We start from the raw sequence: 18,372 nt of genomic DNA on the forward strand, positions 1-18,372 counted from the left end.
GCGCTGACGGACCGTCCGGCCGGCTGACCGTGGGCGGGACCGTGGTCAGGCCGGCATCTCGTACGCGCCGGCCAGGCCCTCGACCTGGGCCCAGACCCGGGCCGAGCGGCCGGCGTCCGCCACCGGGCGGCGCAGGTGCGCCAGTGCCCAGGCGGCCTGCTCCTCGCCGGCGCCGGACTTGCCGTGCAGCTCGGTGGCGTGGGTGGAGAAGTCGCGCACCAGCACGTCGAAGATCTCGTCCAGCAGGTCGCCGTCCAGGCCCGTCAACTCCGCCTGCTCCAGCACCAGCTGGCCGTAGACCACGAGCGCGAACAGCTGGCCGAGCGAGAGCAGGAAGTCCAGGTCCTGCTGCTGCTCCGGGCTCGGCGCGTGGGCGGCGAGCAGCGCGCACAGGCCGTCGGCCTGCTCGCGGAACCGGGCCACGTTCGGCACGTGGGCGTGCGCGTCGTAGGCCGTGCGCCAGTCGTGGAAGCGGATCGCCCCCAGGCCGCGGGCCGGGCCCTGCCGGAACAGGAACTCGTCGTCGGCGGCGTCCAGCCGGCTCGGGACGGGCGCGTACTCGGCCGGGTTGAACAGGTAGTTGCCCATGAACTTGAGGATCAGGGCCAGGTTGACGTGGACCGTGCCCTCCAGCTTCGGCAGGCCGCGGATGTCCTTCGCGGCCTTGTCGAAGTAGGTGTCCGCCTCGAAGCCCTTGGCCGCGATGACGTCCCACATCAGGTCGATGACCTTCTCGCCCTCCGTGGTGACCTTCATCTTGGTCATCGGGTTGAAGAGCAGGTAGCGGCGGTCCTCGGGGGAGGCCGAGCGGAAGTAGTCGGCGGCCCGGGCACTGAACAGCTTCATCGCCGCGAGCCGGGCGTAGGCATCGGTCAACTCCCGTCGCACGTGCGGGAAGTCGGTGACCTTCTTGCCGTACAGCACCCGGTTGTGGGCGTGCGTCACGGCCTCGTACATGGCGTGCTCGCAGATGCCGACCGAGGCCGTGCAGAGGTTGAACTTGCCGACGTTGACGGTGTTGAGCGCGGCGTCGAAGGCGGCCTTGCCGGTGTGCAGGACGTCCTCGGCGCGCACCGGGTACTCGTCCAGGCAGAACTCGCTGACGTACATCTGCGCGTTCACCACGTTCTTGACCAGGTGGTACGCCTCGTGCCGGCTGTCGGCGGCGAAGAAGACGTACCCCTCCGGGCCCTCGACGTCGGAGCGGCGGCCGAACACCGAGACCAGGCCCGCCACGTTGCCGTTGCCGATGTAGTACTTGGAGCCGCTCGCGGTGAACCCGCCCTCGCCGTCCGGGGTGAGGATCATGTCCGTGGAGTAGATGTCGGCGCCGTGGCTGCGCTCGGACAGCCCGAAGGCCATCACATGACCCTCCGTCAGCAGCTGTGCGGCGCGGGCCCGGACCGCCTCGTTCTCGCTCTGCCAGACCGGGCCGAGGCCCAGGATGGTGACCTGCCAGGTGTACCAGTAGCCGAGCCCGTAGAAGCCGAGGATCTCGTTCAGCTCGGCGATCCGTGCGGTGTCCCAGCGCTTCGCCCCGGCACCGGCCTCCTCGCCCGCCTCGCCGGCCGGCGTCAGGAAGGCCGCGAACAGGCCCTCCTTGGCGGCGAAGTCGAGGAAGTCGCCGTACCAGGCGCGGTCGACGTAGGTGTCGATCAGCGCCTTCTTGCCGCGCGACTCGAACCAGTCGACGGTGGCGCGCAGCAGCCGGCGGGTCGGCTCGTCGAACTGCGCGGGGTCGTAGGTACGCGGGTTGAACAGCATGGTGTCGTCCCTGGGGGTTGAGGGTTCAGTTGCCGAGGCGGTGCAGGGTGGCGAGCACGTCGTCCAGCCAGGCGAGGGTCATCCGCTCGTACTCGATGCCGCCGCGCAGCACCACGTGCTGCAACTGCTGTTGGGCGTCGAGCGCGGCGCCGGCGGGGAAGTCGCGCCGCTCGCCGGAGAGGTAGCGCGCGAGCAGCGCCGCGTGGCTCTCCCGGTGCCGCTCGACCTCGGCGACCAGCGCGGACGGGTCGTCGAAGGCGGCCGCCCGGATCTTGACGGCCAGCTCGTGCCGGACGGTCTCCGGCTCGACGGGCTCGCGCAGCCAGCCGGCCAGCACGGCCCGGCCCGGCGCGGCGGCCGAGTAGACCTTCTTGTCCGGCCGGCCGTCCTGGGCGACCTCTTCGGCGGCGATCCAGCCGTCCGCCTCCATCCGCCGCAGCACGCGGTAGATCTGCTGGTGGGTGGCGGTCCAGAAGCGTCCGATGGAGCGGTCGAACCGCCGGGCCAGCTCGTACCCGGAGCCGGGCTGCTCCAGCAGTGAGACGAGGATCGCGTGCTCCAGTGCCATGCCCGCATCCTGCTATGCAACGAGTTGCATAGGCAATGCCGCCCCGGCGTGATGAGACACAGCTCACCCGGGCGGGCCCGGCCCCGGCGTGGGTCCCGGCCCGGCGCCGGGAAATCCGTCCCGGCCCGGCAGGCCGGCCGGTAGCATCGCCGGCATGGAGCGGATCACCAGCCATCCGAACGTCCGGGCCGTCGAGGCGGCACTGCGGGCCGGCGGCGCCAGTCCGGCCGTCCGGGTACTGCCGGAGACGGCGCCCACCGCCGCGGCCGCCGCGCAGCAGCTCGACTGCCCGGTCGGGGCGATCGCCAACAGCCTGGTCTTCGACGCCGACGGCGCGCCGCTGCTGGTGCTCACCAGCGGCGCGCACCGGGTGGACACGGCGAAACTGGCGGCCCTGATCGGGGCGGCCAGGATCCGGCGCGCCACCCCCGAGTTCGTCCGCGAGCACACCGGCCAGCCCATCGGCGGGGTCGCGCCGGTCGGCCACCCGGCCCCGGTGCGCACCCTGGTGGACGAGACCCTCGCCGCGCACCCCGAGGTCTGGGCCGCCGCCGGGCACCCGCACACGGTCTTCCCGACCACCTTCGAGCAGCTCCTCGCCCTGACCGGCGGCACCGCGGTACCGGTGAACTGACCCCGGTCCGGCGCCCCGGCACCGAGGTGTGCCCGGCGCCCCGGCGCCGAGGTGTGCCCGGGCGGGCGCGAGCGCGAACAATGGCCGGATGACGACGGACGAGACGCGACTGCTGCGCCGGCGGATGCACGCCCAGTTCGGCCCGGCCGGCCCCCGCCGGGCATTGCCGGACGACCCGGGATCCTCCGGCGGCCCGGGATTCTCCGACGACCGGGCATCCTCCGGCGGCCCGGCAGAAGCGGGCGGTCCGGGGCGTCCGGGCGCGGTGGCGGCCGTGGCCGGTCGGGCCGCCGGCATCCAGGCCCAGGACGCGGCGGCCGCCCGGCTCGGCCTGCGGGCCCGGGGCGTCGCCACGGCCGCCGAGATCGACGCGGCGTACCGGTCGGGCGAGGTGGTCGCCAGCTGGCTGATGCGCGGCACCCTGCACCTCGTCCCGGCCGTGGACCTGCCCTGGCTGCTGCGGCTCTTCGGTGCCCGCAACCTCGCGGCCGGTGCGGGCCGGCGCCGGCAGCTGGGGCTGACCGACGAGATCTGCGAGCGGGCCGTCGCGCTGCTGCCCGAAGTGCTGCCGGCCCCGTTGAGCCGGGCCGGCCTGGTCTCCGCGCTGATCGACCGGGGGGTGGAGGTGGACCCGTCCGGGCAGGCCCCGGCTCATCTGGTGGGGTACGCGGCGGCGCGCGGCCTGCTCTGCCGGGGCGCCGAGGTGGCTCCGCGCGAGCCCGGCTACGTCCTGCTGCCGGGCCCGCCGCCCGGTCCGCCGGAGCCGCCCGGTCCGCCCGAGGAGGCGGACCTGGCCGCGCTCGCCGTCCGCTACCTGACCGCCTTCGGCCCGGCGGGCGCCGCCGATCTGGCGGCCTGGTCGGGCCTGCCGCTGACGGTCTGCCGACGGGCCGTCGCGGCGGCGGGGCTGCCCGAGGTGGCCCCGGGGCTGTTCGCCGGCCCAGGGGCCGAGCCGCCTGAGGGCGGGACGGAAGCCGGGCCGGCGGTCCGGCTGCTCGGCGCCTACGACAACTACCTGCTCGGCTACCGCGACCGGACGGTGATGCTGGACCCGGCCTTCGCCAGGCGGATCAACGCGGGCGGCGGGGTGGTCCACCCGGCGCTGGTGGCCGACGGGCGGGTGCTCGGCCGCTGGGCGGCCGAGCGCGCGCGGGGCTCGATGACCGTGCTGGTGGAGCCCTTCGGCCCGGTCCCCGGGCCGGTGCGGGAGGTGCTGCGGGCGGAGGCGGCGGCCGTCGGCCGGTTCCTGGGGCTGGCGGCGGAGGTGCGGATCGCCCGCCCGTGACGATCGGCGGCCGGGAATCGTTCCCGAAAAAAGGGCAAAGTGTTAGAAAAGGTCCAAAATGGGTAGTGGGCTTGCGCCTTCCATGTTCCGCAACCAAGGAGGTGGTATCGGTGTCTACCCAGATTCCGATGGGCATGGAGCATCACCCGGACATCGTCGAACTCCGGGAGCACTACGAGCGCGTCACCTCGACGCCGGCCGCTCAGGGCGTCGAGGCGCTGGCGGTCCTGGCCGGTCTCTTCCTGGCGATCTCGCCCTGGGTGGTCGGGTTCAGCGGCTTCCTCGGCTTCACGACGCTGGTCGTCAACAACCTGATCCTCGGGCTGGCGTTCGCCCTCCTGATGGGCGGCTACGGCTCCGCCTACGAGCGCACCCACGCCCGTGCCTGGGCGGCCACGGCGATCGGTGTCTGGTGCATGATCGCGCCTTGGGTGGTCTCCGGGAACGTGGACGTCCGGCGGACCATCACGACCAATCTGATCACCGGCGGCTGCATGGTGCTCCTCGGCCTGGCCGCCATCTCGATGGCGTCCATGACCGCGAGCGGTGCGGCCATGCGCCGTGGCGCCGGCGGTCGTGCCACCGGCGGCGGCCGTGCGGGCGGAGGAGGCGCCTGATCCGTCGCGCCCCCCTGGGCCCGGGGCGCCTACCGAGGGCGCGGGTGCGACAGGCCCGCGCCCTCCGGCCCGGTCGGGGTCCGGTGCCGGGCAGGGCGGGGGAGCGGCGCCGTCAGGGGCGGGTCATCCGCAGCACGTCCAGGGCCTCGTCCAACTGCTGCTCGGTGAGCAGGCCCTGCTCCAGGTAGCCGCGGTCCAGCACCACCTGACGGATGGTCCTGCGCTCCGCGATTGCCTGCTTGGCGACCTTGGCGGCCTCCTCGTAACCGATGTAGCGGTTCAGCGGGGTGACCACCGAGGGCGAGGACTCGGCGTACTCGCGGGCCCGGCCGACGTTGGCGGTGATCCCGTCGACCGCGCGGTCGGCGAGCAGCCGGGCACTGTTGGCCAGCAGCCGGATCGACTCCAGCACGTTGCGGGCGATCACCGGCAGCATCACGTTGAGCTCGAAATTGCCGCCGGCGCCCGCCACCGTGACCGTGGTGTCGTTGCCGATCACCTGGGCGGCGACCATCAGCACCACCTCGGGCAGCACCGGGTTCACCTTGCCGGGCATGATCGACGAGCCGGGCTGGAGGTCGGGGAGGTTGATCTCGGCCAGCCCGGTCCGCGGCCCGGAGCCCATCCAGCGCAGATCGTTGGCGATCTTGGTGAAGCCGACCGCGATGGTCCGCAGCTGGCCGCTCAGCTCGACCAGGCCGTCCCGGGCGCCCTGGGCCTCGAAGTGGTCGCGCGCCTCGGTCAGCGGCAGGCCGGTCGCCGCGGCGACCTCGGCGATCACGGCGGCCGGGAAGCCGGGCGGGGTGTTGATGCCGGTGCCGACAGCCGTGCCGCCCAGTGGCAGCTCCGCGACCCTGGGCAGGGCCGACAGCAGCCGCTCCCGCCCGTACCGGACCTGGGCCGCGTACCCGCCGAACTCCTGCCCGAGGGTGACCGGGGTGGCGTCCATCAGGTGCGTCCGGCCGGACTTCACCACCTCGGCGAACTCCGCGGACTTGCGCTCCAGCGCCTCCGCCAGGTGCTCCAGCGCGGGGATCAAGTCCCGGGTGACGGCGGCGGTGGCGGCGATGTGGATGGCCGAGGGGAAGACGTCGTTGGACGACTGGCTCGCGTTGACCTGGTCGTTCGGGTGCACCGGCCGGCCGAGCCGCTCGCCCGCCAGGGTGGCGATCACCTCGTTGGTGTTCATGTTCGAGGACGTCCCCGAGCCGGTCTGGAACACGTCCACCGGGAACTGGTCGTCCAGCCCGCCGGCCGCCACCTCCTCGGCCGCCGCCACGATCGCCGCCGCCGTCGCCTCGTCCAGCACCCCCAGCCGGGCGTTCACCTTCGCCGCCGCGGCCTTGATCCGGGCCAGCGCCGCGATGTGCTCCCGCTCCAGCCGCTGGCCGGACACCGGGAAGTTCTCCACCGCCCGCTGCGTCTGGGCCTGCCACTTCGCGGCGGCGGGCACCCGCACCTCGCCCATCGAGTCGTGCTCGATCCGCCACTCCTGCTCGCCGCCCCCGGCCTGCTGACCGGCCCTGGCCTGCTCGTCACCCATGGCGCGACACCTTCTGCTCGGCTCCCGGGGCCGCCGCCGGCACGGCTGCGGCCCGCACGGCGGCCACCCCGCGGCAGCCGCCGATCAGCACAGCCGCGCGCGGTCCCCAGGTATTTCCACCCTCACTCGAACGGATGACGCGAGCCCGCGGCGCGGCCCCGGCGGCCCGCCCGGCAGACTGGGCCCATGACGATGAAGCCCGCCGCGCTCAAGGCCGCCTGCCTGACCCTCAACGGGGCCGAGGAGACCTTCCCGTTCGGTCCGGAGACCTCGGTGTTCAAGGTCGGCGGGAAGATCTTCGCGCTGAGCACCCTGGACGCCGAGCCGCTCAAGGTGAGCCTGAAGTGCGACCCGGAGGCCGCCGTGCGGCTGCGCGAGGCCTACCCTGCGGTCACCCCCGGCTGGCACCTGAACAAGCGTCACTGGAACACCGTGCTGCTCGACGGCTCGGTGCCCGACCGGCTGGTCCGCGAGATGATCGAGGACTCCTACGACCTGATCGTCACCCAGCTCCCGCGCCGGCAGCAGCTGGTGCTGGACTGGCCCGGCGTCTCCCGTCCGGCGGAGGGGGAGGACCCGTCGCGCTGAGCCCCCGGCGTCCGGGGCGGTGAGGCCCGGTGTCCGCTCGCGTGGCGGTAGGTGCCGGGCCGGAAGAGGGCCCGGCCCGGCCGCCCGCGCGCTGCTCCCGTGCCCCGGAGTTCACTCGATCGGGTGAGGCCCGGAGGGATCGCCCCGGTCCCGCCCGGACCGCTTCGTACGCTCGGCCGAGCCCCGCCGGCAGCCGGGCCGTGCCCCGTCCGCCCGCGCCGAAGGCCCGCCGCTCCGGCGGCACCCGGGCGCACCGGACGGGCGGCCGGCGGCCGTGGGCCGTCCGGCCGGAGTCGTCCGGAACGGGCCGGCGGACGGCACAGGCGGACACCGAGGGTGGGGACGGACATGGACACGGACGCAGGACGGCACCGCGGGCGACGACCGGGACTGACCCGGCGCGCGCTGATCGGCGCCTCGGCCGGGCTGGGCGGAGCGGCCTGGCTGCTGCGCGGGACGGTCGGACCGGAGAGCGCCGGCGCGGCCGGCACGGCGCCGCCCGGACTGCCCGCCGGGACGGAGGTCTACCGGCGGGTGTACGAGAACTGGTCCGGCGAGATCCGCACCGACCAGCTCTGGACCTGCGCGCCGCGCACCCCGCAGGAGGTCGCCGCCCTCGCCGACTGGGCGCACGCCCAGGGCTGGCGGCTGCGCGCCCAGGGGTACCGGCACACCTGGGCGCCGCTGACGGTCGCCGACCGGACCGACGAGGCGGCCCGCGTCCTGCTGGTCGACACCTCCAGGCACCTGACCGCGATCTCGCCCGACTCCGCCGACACCGTCCGGGTGCAGACCGGCGCCACCATGGAGAGCCTGCTCGCCCACCTGGCCGGCCGTGGTCTCGGGGTCACCGCCTGCCCCGCGCCCGGGGAGGTCACGGTGGGCGGCGTGCTCGCGATCGGCGGCCACGGCACCGCCGTGCCGGCCACCGGCGAGAGCCCCCGGCCCGGCCACGGCTACGGCTCGCTGAGCAACCAGGTCACCGAACTCACCGCGGTGGTGCGGGACGAGGCCGCCGGCCGGTACGTGCTGCGCACCTTCGGCCGGGCCGAGGCCGACAGCGCGGCCTTCCTGGTCCACCTGGGCCGGGCGTTCCTCACCGAGGTCGTCCTGCGGGCCGGCGCCGACCAGCGGCTGCGCTGCGTCAGCCGCCTGGACGTCCCGGCCGACGAGCTGTTCGCGCGGCCCGGCACGGCGGGCGGCCCGCGGACCTTCGCGAGCTTCGTCGACCACGACGGCCGGGCCGAGGCGATCTGGTTCGCGTACACCGACCGCCCCTGGCTGAAGACCTGGAGCCTGGCCCCGGCCCGGCCGTTCGCCGCCCGGCAGGTGGACGAGCCCTACAACTACCCGTTCACCGACAACATCCCGGAGCCGGTGGCCCGGCTGGCCGGCCAACTGGTCGGCGGCGCCTGGGGGACGGCCCCGTTGTTCGGCCAACTCCAGTACCTGGTGGCGAAGCTGGCGCTCACCGCCGACCTGACCGACATCCTGCTCTCCGGCGGCCTGCTGCGTGACCTGCTGAGCGGCGACACCCTCACCCACCTGCTGGCCGGCGGCCTGCGGTCCGACCTCTGGGGGCCGTCCCGCACCCTGCTCCAGTACGTCAGGCCGAGTACCCTGCGGATGACCGCCAACGGCTACGCCGTGCTGGCCCGGCGGGCCGATCTCCAGTGGGTGGTCAGCGAGTTCGCCGCGCACTACCGGTCGCTGCTGGGGCAGTACCAGGCCCGCGGCGAGTTCCCGGTGAACGGGACGGTGGAGATCCGGGTGACCGGCCTGGACGACCCCGCCTCCTGCGGTGTGCCCGGCGCCCGCCCACCGCTGCTGTCCGCCCTGCGCCCGCGCCCGGACCACCCCGAGTGGGACACCGCGGTCTGGCTCGACATCCTCACCCTGCCCGACACGCCGGGCCTGCACCGGTTCTGCCGCGACGTCGAACAGTTCCTGCTGCGCACCTTCGACGGGACGCGGGCCGGCCTGCGGGTCGAGTGGTCCAAGGGCTGGGCGTACACCGAGGACGCGGCCTGGGCCGAGCCCGAGGTGCTCGGCCGGGTGGTCCCGGACAGCCTGCGCGCGGGCGGCGGCCCCGGCTGGGACGAGGCCGTCGCGGTGCTCGACCGGTACGACCCGCACCGGGTGTTCGGCAACCCGTTCCTGGACTCGCTGCTGCGCTGACCGGCGGCACCCGGTGCGGCCGGGCACCCCGGACGATCGCGGGGTGCCCGGCCGGAGGGCAGGCTCGGGGCCCGGGCGCCGCCGCCCGGCGGCCGTCAGCCGTGGTAGCCGGCGACGATCTTCGTGAAGGCGTACGGCGCCTGGCCGATCCCGCTGCAGGCGTCGCCCGCCGGGGTGCCCGAGGGGCACTGCCGGTCGCGGTTGACGGCCCAGAAGGTGAAGCGGGCCAGGTGGTGCGCCTTGGCGTAGTCGGCGATGGTGGTGAAGTCCGCGACCGAGACGGTCTCGTCGCTCTCGTCGGTCTTCCCGTTCATCGAGGAGATCCCGATGTGGCGGTAGGCCGTCGCGGAGTCGTAGCCGTAGGCGCTCGCGACGACGTTCTTCAGGCCGTCGGCGGCGGTGACGGTCACCGAGCCCATCGAGCCGCTGTGGCCGCCGAAGTCGAAGGGCATGACGGTCCAGCCGTCGAGCGCCAGACCGGCCTTCGCACCCTTCCTGACCAGGTCGGCCCCGGACGCGTCCGGGCCGGTGGGCGTGGTGCCGAAGGTGACGTACTCCTTGATGCCGGGGTTGTTGTTCTTGACGATCTTCAGGGCGTCGATCACCCGCTGACGGACCGTCGCGCTCGCCACCTCGGTGTCCTCGATGTCGATGTCGATCGCCTTGAGCCGGTAGGCGTTGATCACCTTCTGGTACGCGCCGGCCAGGGCGCTCGCCGAGGTGCACTTCTCGCCGAGCTTGGCGCCGCTCCAGCCGCCGAAGGAGATCACCACGTCCCCGCCGGCCGCCCGGATGCTGTTGATCGCGCTCTGGTCGCTGCCGCCGGTGAGCGCCCGGCTGCCGTCCCACTTGGGGTTGCAGCCGCCGTCGCTGAGCATGAAGGCGAGCGTGAACTGCTTGACGCCGGTGGCCGCCATCACGGCGGTCGGACTCTGCGGACTCCCCCAACCGAGGTACTCGTAGGGGGCGTTGAGGCCGACCGGGTCCGGGGTGGCAGCCTGTCCGGCGGGGGCCAGCGCGAAGGCGGTGGCGGTGAGCGAGACGGCGGCGGCCAGGGCGAGCAGCGGGCGGAGGGGTGTGCGCGGGTTCATGGTTCACCGTTCCGTTGGTCCGTGGGGGCCCGTGGGGGCGGGAGACGAGGTGCGGCGATGCAGGGAGGCGCGGGGAGGGGAGCCATTACGTTAGGAAAGTTTCCTAACGCTTGCAGGGTAGGGAACCAGCTGTCGCGGTACACGTCAAGAGCCCCCGCCGGAAGGCCCGTTGCGAGGTCCCGGTGCTGCGGGCGGAGACATGGCGAGGCCGGGCGCCCGGCAGTGCCGCGCGCCCGGCCCGGGGCGGCCGTGCTCAGCCCGCCGGGTTGTCGCGCAGCCGCTCCTGCTGGATCTCCGGGCGCTTGCTGTCCCAGAGCAACTCCCAGACCCGGAACACGCAGTGGTAGTCCCGCATGCTGCCGCGGGTGATCAGCAGGTAGGAGTCGCCGTCCCGCAGCAGTGTGCGCTGACGGTCGGTCACCGGGTGCTGCGGGCGGTAGCCGGGGACGATCCGCTTCAGCTCCGCCAGCGCCTCCTCACGGCTGCCCTCGATCTCGGCGAGGACCTTCGGCGCCCACAGCCGGTTGTCGCCGATGCCGTCGGTCTCCTCGACCACCAGTGCCCAGCGCGCCATCTCGTCCACCCCTTGTCCTCGGAAAATGCCCCTCCTGGCCCGGTCAGCCTAGTACGGGCCGCCCGGCGGCCCCCGCCGTGGGCGGCGCCGCACCGGGCGGCCTCCCGGCGGCCCGGCGGGCGGTCCGGTGCGGAATACTCGCCGGTACCTTCCGAGACTCCAAGGAGCGCTTCAATGACGAAGCCGAACCGCATCGACCCGGCCGACCTCCTCGCCGTCGGCGACCTGCTCACCGACGAGGAGCGGCTGATCCGCGACACCGTCCGGCGCTTCGCCGACGAGCGGATCAGGCCGCACGTCGGGGAGTGGTTCGAGCGCGGCGTCTTCCCGGCCCGGGAGCTGGCCCCCGAACTCGGCGCACTCGGGGTCCTGGGCATGCACCTCGACGGGTACGGCTGCACCGGTTCGACGGCGGTGGCCTACGGCGTCGCCTGCATGGAGCTGGAGGCGGCCGACTCCGGGCTGCGCAGCTTCGTCTCCGTCCAGGGCTCGCTGGCGATGCGCGCCATCCACGCCTTCGGCTCCGAGGAGCAGAAGCAGCAGTGGCTGCCGGAGATGGCGGCCGGCCGGGCGATCGGCTGCTTCGGCCTGACCGAGCCGGACTTCGGCTCCGACCCGGCCAACATGCGGACCCGGGCCCGCCGCAAGGGCAGCGACTGGGTGCTCTCCGGCACCAAGATGTGGATCACCAACGGCAGCATCGCGGACGCCGCCGTGATCTGGGCGCAGACAGAGGAGGGCGTCCGGGGCTTCGTGGTGCCGCGCGGCACCAAGGGCTTCTCGGCCAACGACGTGCACGGCAAGCTCTCCCTGCGGGCCTCGGTGACCAGCGAGTTGGTGCTGGAGGACGTGCAGCTGCCGGCCGACGCGGTGCTGCCGGGCGTCACCGGGCTGCGCGGGCCGCTCTCCTCGCTGAACGAGGCCCGCTACGGCATCCTCTGGGGCACCGTCGGCGCCGCCCGCGACTGCTACACCACCGCGCTGGACTACGCGAAGACCCGGATCCAGTTCGACCGCCCGATCGCGGCCTTCCAGCTCACCCAGCAGAAGCTGGTCGAGATGATGCTGGAGGTCGAGAAGGCCTACCTGGTCGCCCTGCGGATCGGCCGGCTCAAGGACGCGGGGGAGTCCGTGCCGGCACACATCAGCTTCGGGAAGCTCAACAACGTCCGGGCGGCCCTGGAGATCGCCCGCAGCGCCCGGACCATCCTCGGCGCCAACGGGATCACCACCGAGTACCCGGTGCTGCGGCACGCCAACAACCTGGAGTCGGTGCTCACCTACGAGGGCACCGGTGAGATCCACACCCTCGTGCTGGGCCAGGCCATCACCGGTGAGGCCGCCTACCACTGAGCCGTCCTCAAGCGGCGGGGCTGGGGCCGGGCCCACCGAAAACCGGCTCGCCGTCGCGGCGGCGGGCCGGTTAGGGTCGGCACTCCCACCCGCCCCCGTCGAGCGAAGAAGGCCCGGACATGACCGGTACCACCACCCTCTGGCGTCCCACCGGACCGCAGGAGCTGGCACTGGTCGAAGCCTCCGGCCGGCGTGCCTGGCCGCCGAGGCTGCCGGACCAGCCGATCTTCTACCCGGTGCTGAACGAGGACTACGCGATCCGGATCGCCCGGGACTGGAACGTCCGCGCCTCCGGGGTCGGCTACGTCACCCGGTTCGAGGTCGACACCGCCTTCCTCGCCCGCTACCCCGTCCAGCAGGCGGGCGGCCGGACGATCCTGGAGCTCTGGGTGCCGGCCGAGGAACTGGCGGAGTTCAACCGGCACATCGTCGGGCTGATCGAGGTCGTCCACGAGTTCCGGCCGGCCTGCTGACGGAGCCCGGCCCCGCGAACTGTTCCCGCCCGTCCCGGTGCGCTGCGGCCGTCGGCCCCGGCGCCTTTCCGCCCGCCCGGTGCGCCGGGCGCCCCCGGGGCGGGCGGCCGCGTGAGCGCCACCGGCCGGACGCCGGCCGTTCGCCGTCAGGACACCGTCCGGTACGCCACCCACGGCAGCATGGCCGGGCCGGTGGGCGACGCAGCGGCGGCCGACCAGGCGCACGACCCGGCCGCGGCACCGGAAGGAACCCCCACATGACCACGCCCCGTACACCCCGCGTGCTCGTCGTCGGCATCGACGGCGTGCGCCACGACCTGCTGTCCGAGGTGGCGATGCCACGGCTGGCCGAGGTCGCCGGCGCCGGGTTCCTGGTGCCCGTCGAGGTGGACGCGGACACGCCGACCATGTCCGGGCCCTGCTGGGCGACGATCGTGACCGGGGTCACGGCGGCCAAGCACGGCGTATGGGGCAACCACCTCGCGGGCAACCGGCTGGACGTCTTCCCGGACTTCGCGACCAGGCTCGCCAAGCTCGACGGCCGGCGCACCTTCGTCGCCGCGGGCTGGGAGCCGCTGATGCTGGCGATGTCGGGCGGCCCGCTGTTCCGGGCGCCCGGGCGCTCCTCGTACGTCGCACCGGCCGCCGACACGCCGGAGGCCTGGGAGGAGGTCGACGAGGAGGTCATCCGCGAGGCCGTCCACGTGCTGACCACCGCCGACCCGGAGGCCTCCTTCGTCTACCTCGGCGCGGTGGACGAGACCGCGCACTTCCTCGGCTGCGGCTCCCGCTACCGGGACGCGATGCGGGCGGCGGACGAGCGGCTCGGCCGCCTCCTGGACGCCGTCCGCAGCCGGCCGGGGCACCGGCAGGAGGCGTGGACCGTCATCGTCGTCACCGACCACGGGCACGTGGACGCCGGCGGGCACGGCGGCACCACCCCCGAGGAGCGGACCGCCTGGGTGGCCTGCGCCGGCCCGGACATCCCGGCCGCCCCGCCCGCCGGGGTGATCCGCCATGTGGACGTGGCCGCCCAGGTGTACGCGTCGCTGGGCCGTCCGGCCGACCCGCACTGGACCCTGGACGGGCGGCCGTTCCCCGTCGCCCGGCCGGCGCCGGGGGCCGGACCGGACGCCACGGCACGGGTGCCGGCCACCGTCGGGCGGAGCTGAGGCCGGCGCGGTGCCGGGCCCGGGCCCGTCCCCCTAGGGGTGCCGGGCCGGTGCCCGGCCGGCCGCCGGCGGGCGGGAGGGGCGGGAACCGCAGGCCGGCGGGCGCCTGACGGGTCGGCAGCGGGCCGCATGGCAGGCCGCCCGGGGCGCGGCGTACCTCTCAAGGTGGAGACCGTACCCCCTGGGGTGGAGGGAGGTTCGCGACCTCGTGCTGATGCCGCGTCGGGGCGGCCGGGCCAGGATGGAGGTCAAGGTGAGCCGGCGCTGTGTCGTCGCCGGGTGAAGGGGTTGGAGCAGTCATGGGGATGCTGGGCAAGCTCGCTCTGGGGGTGGCGGGCACCGGGATGGCGCTCGCGGTCGCGACGGTGGCCGTCGGCCCCCGGATGACGGACTGGTACGAGGGGCACCACCGCGAGCAGGCCAACTACTCCACCGGCAGCGCCGCCAAGGCGAGCCAGCGCACGGTGCCGGCCTGGCTGCCGGACGACGCCTCCGCCGTCCGCTTCCTGAGGTCCACCACCACCGAGGACAGCCTGCTCCGGGCGACCGTCCCCGGCGGGCGCCTGCCGGCCGGCTGCACGCCCACCGAGCGGAAGACCGGCGCGGCCCACCCCGGGCCGACGGCGAAGGACCGTCCCGGGGCGGCCCGGCTCAAGGCGGGCTGGTTCCCGGCCTCGCCCGCGGCCGAGGTGTCCGGCCGCTGCGGCCACTACAGCGTCGTGCTGTCGGGGGATCAGCTGTTCGCCTGGCAGGACGGCGCGAGCGCCCGGGCCGCGGGCCAGGGGGGCACGGCCCCCCGGCGGTGAGGCCCGCTTCCGAGGTGCGGCACGCTTCCACGGTGCGGCCCGCCTCCGAGGTGCGGCACACCCGGGGGTGCGGCCCGCTTCGCTGATGGGTCGACGGGGCCCGGGCACCCCTCGGGCAGTGACCGCGTACGTCTGGCGGCGCCGCGCCGGAGCGGGCGGGCGACTGCCGGCAGGCCCCCCGGATGATCCACCCGGGGGGCCCGGCTGTCGGCCGGGCGGCAGGCTGGGGTAGGACGGAGCGAGTACCCGACGCTCGTGAGGAGCCCCATGCCCGGCCCGACCGCTGATACCACCGGTGCGCAGTCGACCCTCTCCCGTCCCTCCGACCTCACCGGCATCGGCCGGACCGGCGTCGTCGTCCTCGGCGGGTTGGTCGCCCTCGGCCCGCTCACCACGGACCTCTACCTGCCCGCACTCCCCGCACTCACCGCCGACCTGCACACCAACCCGGCGGCCACCCAGCTCACGCTGACCTTCTCGCTGCTCGGCGTCGCCGCGGGGCAGCTGCTGTTCGGGCCGCTCAGCGACCGCCTCGGCCGGCGCCGGCCGTTGCTGGCCGGGCTGCTGGTCTACTCGGCCGCCACCCTGCTCTGCCTGCTGGCGACCACGCTGCCGCTGCTGGTGGCGGGCCGGTTCCTGCAAGGCATGGCGGGTGCGGCGGGGCTGGTGATCGGCCGGGCCATCGCCCGGGACCGCTACGACGGCGTCGCGGTGGTCCGCTTCCTCGCCTCGATCGGCCTGATATCCGGACTCGCGCCGATGTTCGCCCCCCTGCTCGGCGCACAGCTGCTGCGTGTCACCAACTGGCGCGGCACCTTCGCCGCGCTGGGCGTCCTGGGCCTGCTGCTCACCGTCTTCGCCTTCGTCTCGCTGCGTGAGACGCTGCTCCCGGCGGACCGCCACGGCGGCGGGCTGGCCGCCACCCTGCGGACCATCGGCCGGTTGCTGCGGGACATCCGCTTCCTCGGCCTCGTCCTCACCAGCAGCTTCGCCTTCGGGGCGCTGTTCGCCTACATCAGCGGCTCGTCCTTCGTGCTGCAGCAGGTGTACGGGGTGTCGCCGCAGACCTACAGCCTGCTGTTCGGGGTCAACTCCTTCGCCATCGTCGGGATGACCCAGCTCAACGGCCGGCTGCTCGCCCATCGCTTCTCGGCCCGTGCGCTGATGACCGCGGGGCTGGCGGTCGGTGCGGTGGCGGCGGTGGTGCTGCTCCTGCTGACCGGGGTCTGGGACCTCGGCCTGGCGGGGTTCTGCCCGCCGGTGTTCGTGATGATGGCGAGCATGGGCGTGGTGCTGCCGAACTCGGCGGCCCAGGCGCTGACCATGGTGGAGCCGGCGGCCGCCGGCTCGGCCTCGGCCCTGCTGGGCGTCGGGACCTTCCTCTGCGGCGGGCTGGTCGCGCCGCTGAGCAGTGCCGGCGGTGAGCCGTCCGCATCGGTGCTGGGGGCGGTGGTACTCGGGTGCTCGGCCTTGGCGGGCGCGGCGTACCTGCTGCTCTGCCGGCCCTGGCGGGTCGCGGTCTGAGGGCGGGGGCGGGCCGGGGGTGACGGATGGCGGGTGACAGATGGTGAAATCGCGATGACAAAAGGTGACATCCGTCATCCGTCATCCGTCGACTGCCACCCTTCATCCGTCATCCGTCATCCGTCAGCTGTCATCGCCGCTCGCCGCTCGCCGCCCGCCACCCGGCCCCCGCCACTTCGCCGGGCCGGCACTCACCACCCCGCCGGGCCGGCTCCGCTCCCGTGGCTCCACCGGGTCAGCCCGGGTCAGCCCGGGTCCGGCGACGCCGTCCGGACGCCGAAGGCCCGCAGGGTGGCGGCCACCGCGTCCGCCGTGTCGCTCGGGTGCCAGTCCAGCTGGTGGCGGGCCCGGCGGGCGTCGGGGGTCAGCTCGGAGCCGAGGAAGTGCAGTTCGCCGAAGGACAGCTGGGGCGGCCGGCCGGTGGCCTTCGAGGTCAGCTCGCCGAAGGCGGCGAAGATCCAGGCGCTGGGGCCGGCGAGGGTGACCGGGATCCGGGCGCCCGGCACCGCCTGCCGCACCAGCGCGGCGATCTCGGGCAGTTCCAGAAAGCGGTCGGAGAACAGGTAGCGCGAGCCGACCGGGGCCTGCGCGGCCCGTAGGTGGCCTTCGGCGAGATCCTCGTTGAAGACCACCGCCATGCCACCGGGCGGCAGGGCCGGCACCTTCCGCCGGGCCAGGTCGACCAGCAGCCGGTTGAGCGCGGTGGGCCGGGCGGGCCCCGGTCCGAACACCGCGGACGGGTGCACGAGCCTGGCCGGCAGCCCGCGTCCGATCGCCGCGGCGACCAGCCGGTCGGCCTGTTGCTTGGAACGCTCGTAGGCCGTGCTCAGCGGCTTCTCCGCGAGCAGCGATTCGTCGAACGGCAGGTCGCGGGGGCGCTCGAAGACGTCCATGGTGCTGGTGTGCACGAAGCACTCGACCCGTTCCGCCAGCGCGGCCTCGACCAGGGAGCGGGTGCCGTCGACGTTGACCCGGTCGAAGGCCGAGCGGTCCCGCAGCCATTGTTCCGGCAGGCCGGCGGCGTGGAAGACGGTGTCGCACCCCTGGACGGCGGCCCGCAGCGAGCCGGGGTCGGCCAGGTCGCCGGGCCAGGCCTCGACGCCGGGCGGGAGTCCGGCCCGGGCCGGGTCACGGACCAGCGCCCGGACGCGCACACCCCGCTCGGCCAGCAGCCGGGCCAGCGGGTGGCCGACCGTGCCGGTGGCTCCGGTGACGAGTGCCTGGCGCATGCGGACCTCCGGCGGTTCGGCGGTGGGCGAGCGGCGGCCGGACGCTCACCGGCCCTGGTCGGGACGCGTTCCCGACCCAGGTCCGGTCACGCGGGCGGGCGCCGGGCCACCGCCGTCGATCATGCCCCATCGGGACGGGTCGAGCCCTGACCGCGACGCGCCGACACCCGGCCCGTCCCGGTGGGATCGTCCCGTCCGCCGCCGCCCCGCTTCATGCCGTCCCCAGGAGGGGTCACCTCCGACCCGCCCCGGGAACGCCGCCGCCGGGCGGGGTGCGGGCGGGGAGCCTGCACCACGCCCGGCGGCGGGTCGGGCGGCACCGGGTCGGGCGGTGCCGGCGCGGATCCCGAGCGGATCCAGGCCTGCGCCGGGCGGCGCCGGACCACGTCCGGCGGCCGCCCGGCAGTACCGGGCGCTACCCGGCGGGGGCGGTCAGGCGATGGAGAAGTCGTCGCCGAAGACGCTGCCCTGGCCGTACCAGCCGTGCAGGTAGACGGTGACGGTGCCCGAGGCGCCGGTGGTGAACGGGACGGTGAGCTTGGTCCAGCTGGTGGCGGCGGGCGTCCAGGTGCTGGCCGTCGCGCCGCCGCTCACGCCGATGTAGGCGTAGTTGCCCTGGACCCAGCCCGACAGCGTGTAGCTGTGGTTGGGCAGCAGGGTGACGGTCTGCGCGCACTCGCCGGTCTGCCCGGCGGTCACGGCCGCCTGCAGCGCGCGGGTGCCGCTGTGGACCGGGGTGCTGACCACGGCGCCGCCGCTCTGGCAGGTCCAGGGGGCGAGGCTGCCGGTCTCCAGGCCGCCGTTGACCAGGCCGGTCGGGGTGGTGCCGCCCGTCACGGTCAGGGTGTAGGTGGCGGTGTGGCTGCCGGAGGCGCCGGTCGCCTTGACGGTCAGCGGGTAGCTGCCGGCGGCGGTGGCGGCGGTGGTGCTGATGGACAGGGTGGCGGCCGAACCGGCGTTCACCGTGCTGGGG

17 protein-coding genes are annotated in these 18,372 nt (G+C 74.5%); 10 read left to right on the forward strand and 7 right to left on the reverse strand.

What is annotated here, in order from left to right:
- Positions 1-45: 45 nt before the first annotated feature.
- Together IE329_RS05220 and IE329_RS05225 are read right to left on the reverse strand one after the other, a co-directional pair.
- Positions 46-1,764: an acyl-CoA dehydrogenase family protein gene (locus IE329_RS05220; RefSeq protein WP_190209617.1), complete on the reverse strand. Its 1,719-nt coding sequence runs from the start codon at positions 1,762-1,764 to the stop codon at positions 46-48.
- 25 nt (positions 1,765-1,789) lie between these two features.
- A complete protein-coding gene (locus IE329_RS05225) occupies positions 1,790-2,332 on the reverse strand; it encodes a PadR family transcriptional regulator (RefSeq protein WP_190209618.1) in 543 nt (180 codons plus the stop codon).
- A gap of 154 nt (positions 2,333-2,486) precedes the next feature.
- On the opposite strand from IE329_RS05225, the gene IE329_RS05230 reads away from it, so the two are divergent.
- From IE329_RS05230 to IE329_RS05240, 3 genes are all read left to right on the forward strand, one after another.
- On the forward strand, positions 2,487-2,966 hold the full coding sequence (locus tag IE329_RS05230; protein WP_190209619.1) for a YbaK/EbsC family protein: 480 nt from the start codon (positions 2,487-2,489) through the stop codon (positions 2,964-2,966).
- Between the two features lie 88 nt (positions 2,967-3,054).
- Positions 3,055-4,251, forward strand: a complete 1,197-nt coding sequence (locus IE329_RS05235) for a winged helix DNA-binding domain-containing protein (RefSeq protein ID WP_229927187.1) — start codon at positions 3,055-3,057, stop codon at positions 4,249-4,251.
- 110 nt (positions 4,252-4,361) lie between these two features.
- The gene (locus IE329_RS05240) at positions 4,362-4,868 is read left to right on the forward strand and encodes an SPW repeat protein (RefSeq protein WP_229927188.1); all 507 of its coding nucleotides are present in this window, start codon (positions 4,362-4,364) and stop codon (positions 4,866-4,868) included.
- A 112-nt stretch (positions 4,869-4,980) separates the two neighbouring features.
- Here the strand turns inward: IE329_RS05240 and IE329_RS05245 are convergent, their stop codons facing one another.
- Positions 4,981-6,411, reverse strand: a complete 1,431-nt coding sequence (locus IE329_RS05245) for a class II fumarate hydratase (protein WP_190209620.1) — start codon at positions 6,409-6,411, stop codon at positions 4,981-4,983.
- A 192-nt stretch (positions 6,412-6,603) separates the two neighbouring features.
- On the opposite strand from IE329_RS05245, the gene IE329_RS05250 reads away from it, so the two are divergent.
- A complete protein-coding gene (locus tag IE329_RS05250; RefSeq protein ID WP_190209852.1) occupies positions 6,604-6,999 on the forward strand; it encodes an MmcQ/YjbR family DNA-binding protein in 396 nt (131 codons plus the stop codon).
- A 348-nt stretch (positions 7,000-7,347) separates the two neighbouring features.
- A complete protein-coding gene (locus IE329_RS05255) occupies positions 7,348-9,177 on the forward strand; it encodes a cholesterol oxidase substrate-binding domain-containing protein (protein WP_190209621.1) in 1,830 nt (609 codons plus the stop codon).
- A gap of 95 nt (positions 9,178-9,272) precedes the next feature.
- Here the strand turns inward: IE329_RS05255 and IE329_RS05260 are convergent, their stop codons facing one another.
- Both IE329_RS05260 and IE329_RS05265 read right to left on the reverse strand, forming a co-directional pair.
- Positions 9,273-10,268, reverse strand: a complete 996-nt coding sequence (locus IE329_RS05260) for a chitinase (protein ID WP_190209622.1) — start codon at positions 10,266-10,268, stop codon at positions 9,273-9,275.
- Between the two features lie 253 nt (positions 10,269-10,521).
- Positions 10,522-10,851: a hypothetical protein gene (locus tag IE329_RS05265; protein ID WP_073922723.1), complete on the reverse strand. Its 330-nt coding sequence runs from the start codon at positions 10,849-10,851 to the stop codon at positions 10,522-10,524.
- A 165-nt stretch (positions 10,852-11,016) separates the two neighbouring features.
- Here IE329_RS05265 and IE329_RS05270 point away from each other — a divergent pair, with 165 nt between their 5' ends.
- The 5 genes from IE329_RS05270 (at position 11,017) to IE329_RS05290 (ending at position 16,170) form a co-directional block, all read left to right on the forward strand.
- On the forward strand, positions 11,017-12,195 hold the full coding sequence (locus IE329_RS05270) for an acyl-CoA dehydrogenase family protein (protein WP_190209623.1): 1,179 nt from the start codon (positions 11,017-11,019) through the stop codon (positions 12,193-12,195).
- 119 nt (positions 12,196-12,314) lie between these two features.
- On the forward strand, positions 12,315-12,668 hold the full coding sequence (locus IE329_RS05275) for a hypothetical protein (RefSeq protein WP_190209624.1): 354 nt from the start codon (positions 12,315-12,317) through the stop codon (positions 12,666-12,668).
- Between the two features lie 257 nt (positions 12,669-12,925).
- Positions 12,926-13,840, forward strand: coding sequence for an alkaline phosphatase family protein (locus IE329_RS05280; protein WP_190209625.1), 915 nt, complete (start codon positions 12,926-12,928; stop codon positions 13,838-13,840).
- Positions 13,841-14,139: 299 nt separating this feature from the next.
- Positions 14,140-14,646 (forward strand): hypothetical protein, encoded by a 507-nt coding sequence (locus IE329_RS05285; protein WP_190209626.1) that lies wholly within the window; start codon positions 14,140-14,142, stop codon positions 14,644-14,646.
- Positions 14,647-14,913: 267 nt separating this feature from the next.
- Complete coding sequence (locus IE329_RS05290; protein WP_190209627.1) at positions 14,914-16,170, forward strand: multidrug effflux MFS transporter; 1,257 nt, start codon at positions 14,914-14,916, stop codon at positions 16,168-16,170.
- Positions 16,171-16,415: 245 nt separating this feature from the next.
- Here the strand turns inward: IE329_RS05290 and IE329_RS05295 are convergent, their stop codons facing one another.
- Both IE329_RS05295 and IE329_RS42175 read right to left on the reverse strand, forming a co-directional pair.
- Positions 16,416-17,399 (reverse strand): NAD-dependent epimerase/dehydratase family protein, encoded by a 984-nt coding sequence (locus IE329_RS05295; RefSeq protein ID WP_190209628.1) that lies wholly within the window; start codon positions 17,397-17,399, stop codon positions 16,416-16,418.
- Positions 17,400-17,831: 432 nt separating this feature from the next.
- Positions 17,832-18,362 (reverse strand): carbohydrate binding domain-containing protein, encoded by a 531-nt coding sequence (locus tag IE329_RS42175; protein WP_413789713.1) that lies wholly within the window; start codon positions 18,360-18,362, stop codon positions 17,832-17,834.
- Between the last annotated feature and the right edge of the window lie 10 nt (positions 18,363-18,372).

The sequence above is a fragment of the Kitasatospora indigofera genome, from assembly GCF_014655955.1.
GTDB lineage: Bacteria > Actinomycetota > Actinomycetes > Streptomycetales > Streptomycetaceae > Kitasatospora > Kitasatospora indigofera.

Excerpts from the sequence above, each read along its gene's own strand:
- IE329_RS05250 (WP_190209852.1), top strand. The coding sequence starts at position 6,604 with ATGAAGCCCGCCGCGCTCAAGGCCGCCTGCCTGACCCTCAACGGGGCC.
- IE329_RS05245 (WP_190209620.1), bottom strand. The coding sequence starts at position 6,411 with ATGGGTGACGAGCAGGCCAGGGCCGGTCAGCAGGCCGGGGGCGGCGAG.
- IE329_RS05220 (WP_190209617.1), bottom strand. The coding sequence starts at position 1,764 with ATGCTGTTCAACCCGCGTACCTACGACCCCGCGCAGTTCGACGAGCCG.
- IE329_RS05230 (WP_190209619.1), top strand. The coding sequence starts at position 2,487 with ATGGAGCGGATCACCAGCCATCCGAACGTCCGGGCCGTCGAGGCGGCA.
- IE329_RS05285 (WP_190209626.1), top strand. The coding sequence starts at position 14,140 with ATGGGGATGCTGGGCAAGCTCGCTCTGGGGGTGGCGGGCACCGGGATG.
- IE329_RS05290 (WP_190209627.1), top strand. The coding sequence starts at position 14,914 with ATGCCCGGCCCGACCGCTGATACCACCGGTGCGCAGTCGACCCTCTCC.
- IE329_RS05255 (WP_190209621.1), top strand. The coding sequence starts at position 7,348 with ATGGACACGGACGCAGGACGGCACCGCGGGCGACGACCGGGACTGACC.
- IE329_RS05270 (WP_190209623.1), top strand. The coding sequence starts at position 11,017 with ATGACGAAGCCGAACCGCATCGACCCGGCCGACCTCCTCGCCGTCGGC.
- IE329_RS05235 (WP_229927187.1), top strand. The coding sequence starts at position 3,055 with ATGACGACGGACGAGACGCGACTGCTGCGCCGGCGGATGCACGCCCAG.
- IE329_RS05275 (WP_190209624.1), top strand. The coding sequence starts at position 12,315 with ATGACCGGTACCACCACCCTCTGGCGTCCCACCGGACCGCAGGAGCTG.
- IE329_RS05225 (WP_190209618.1), bottom strand. The coding sequence starts at position 2,332 with ATGGCACTGGAGCACGCGATCCTCGTCTCACTGCTGGAGCAGCCCGGC.
- IE329_RS05280 (WP_190209625.1), top strand. The coding sequence starts at position 12,926 with ATGACCACGCCCCGTACACCCCGCGTGCTCGTCGTCGGCATCGACGGC.
- IE329_RS05260 (WP_190209622.1), bottom strand. The coding sequence starts at position 10,268 with ATGAACCCGCGCACACCCCTCCGCCCGCTGCTCGCCCTGGCCGCCGCC.
- IE329_RS05295 (WP_190209628.1), bottom strand. The coding sequence starts at position 17,399 with ATGCGCCAGGCACTCGTCACCGGAGCCACCGGCACGGTCGGCCACCCG.